General features: G+C 54.5%; 1 protein-coding gene. It reads right to left on the bottom strand.

Annotated features, from left to right (window positions below; all coding sequences use genetic code 11):
* Nucleotides 1–47 precede the first annotated feature (47 nt).
* The coding region (locus tag N5O98_RS27200) for a GLUG motif-containing protein (RefSeq protein ID WP_269496257.1) at nucleotides 48–1,262 on the bottom strand (1,215 nt) is incomplete at its 5' end.

Genomic DNA, 1,262 nt, shown 5'->3' with positions numbered 1-1,262 from the left:
TACTTCGGTTCTTTCCGTTGCGGGCGGAACTTTTTCCGCCCGACGGTTTACTGCTTCCTCAAGGTAGGCAATGCTCCATTAAGTTCGTAACGCCACTCTGAGCCTGCGTTCTGCAAGGCGGTGTTCATGGCATCGACGGCTTTCTGCCAGGTAACGTAAGTGCCGTCCACCTTCGTGGATTCGGGGGCGGTCTTATAGCCTCGTTCCTGATTGTTCTTCCAATAGCAGGCGGTCACGGTGGTGTAGCTATCTCCAAACAAGCCGCCGATATGCACATTGCCGGTGCTGCTACCCGTACTGGTTACGTTGCCCGTGGCATAGCAGGCAAGGACGCGGCTTCCTCCGTTTAATCCCACTACACCGCCGCCAAAGTTATTCTTTTGGGAAGCTATTTCTAAGGTCACGTTGCCTGTGGCATAGCAAGCTGTCATGGTGCCCCATTTTTCTCCTGCCACACCGCCGACATAGTGCTTTCCCTTCACAGTGGCAGAGGAGCTGCATCCGATGATGGAACCGGCCTTTTGTGAACCCACCACACCGCCGACACAATCTGTGCCGCTGACGCTACCCGACACCGAGCAGTTTTCAATGGTGCCCCAGCTATATCCTACCACGCCGCCAGTACAGCCAAACATGTGATTGCTTGTTATCTGTATGCCTTCCATCACCACGTTCTTCACCATACCAGCTCTATTGAGATAGCCGAACAGACCCACAAATTGGTCATTTGTCGTAACGGTCAACCCCGTGATGGTATGGCCGCCGCCGTCGAAAGTGCCTTTGTATGAGTTATCGAAGCTTGTGCCTATCGGCGTCCAGCCTTTGCCCGTCAGATCAATGTTTTTGTCGAGGGTAATGTTAATGTCGGTCTTACCTCCGTTCACTAATTCGGCTACATTCATCAGGCCATCGGCGGAGGTCACGGTGTAGCTGCCGTCGCTCTCTATGGTATAGCCCAGGTCTTTTGCCGCAGCGAGGGAGACGGTGTAGGTATATTCACCGCCCGCCTGCCAGTCGGTAGCATTCTTCATCTTATAAACGAAGGTTTTGCCGTTAGTGAAGGTGCACGTAATGAAGGTCCTGCCAGCTGCCACACTTTGCGGGGCTACGAGGGCGATGTAGGTGTTGCTGCCCTTGTCATACGGGGTGATTTTATCTGGATTGTCATTCTCGGTGGAGAGACCCGTCAGCTGCACGGATGCCAGCCCCTCGGTGTAGTCCGTCAGAACGACGGTCACCCGCGCCGTGCGGTGGGTGAAGCG

It is taken from the genome of Bacteroides sp. LFL-34, from assembly GCF_027257075.1.
In the GTDB taxonomy this organism is placed as follows: domain Bacteria; phylum Bacteroidota; class Bacteroidia; order Bacteroidales; family Bacteroidaceae; genus Bacteroides; species Bacteroides ovatus.
The sequence above is the reverse complement of the archived record's forward strand: the minus strand, read 5'-3'. Positions and strand labels throughout refer to the sequence as shown.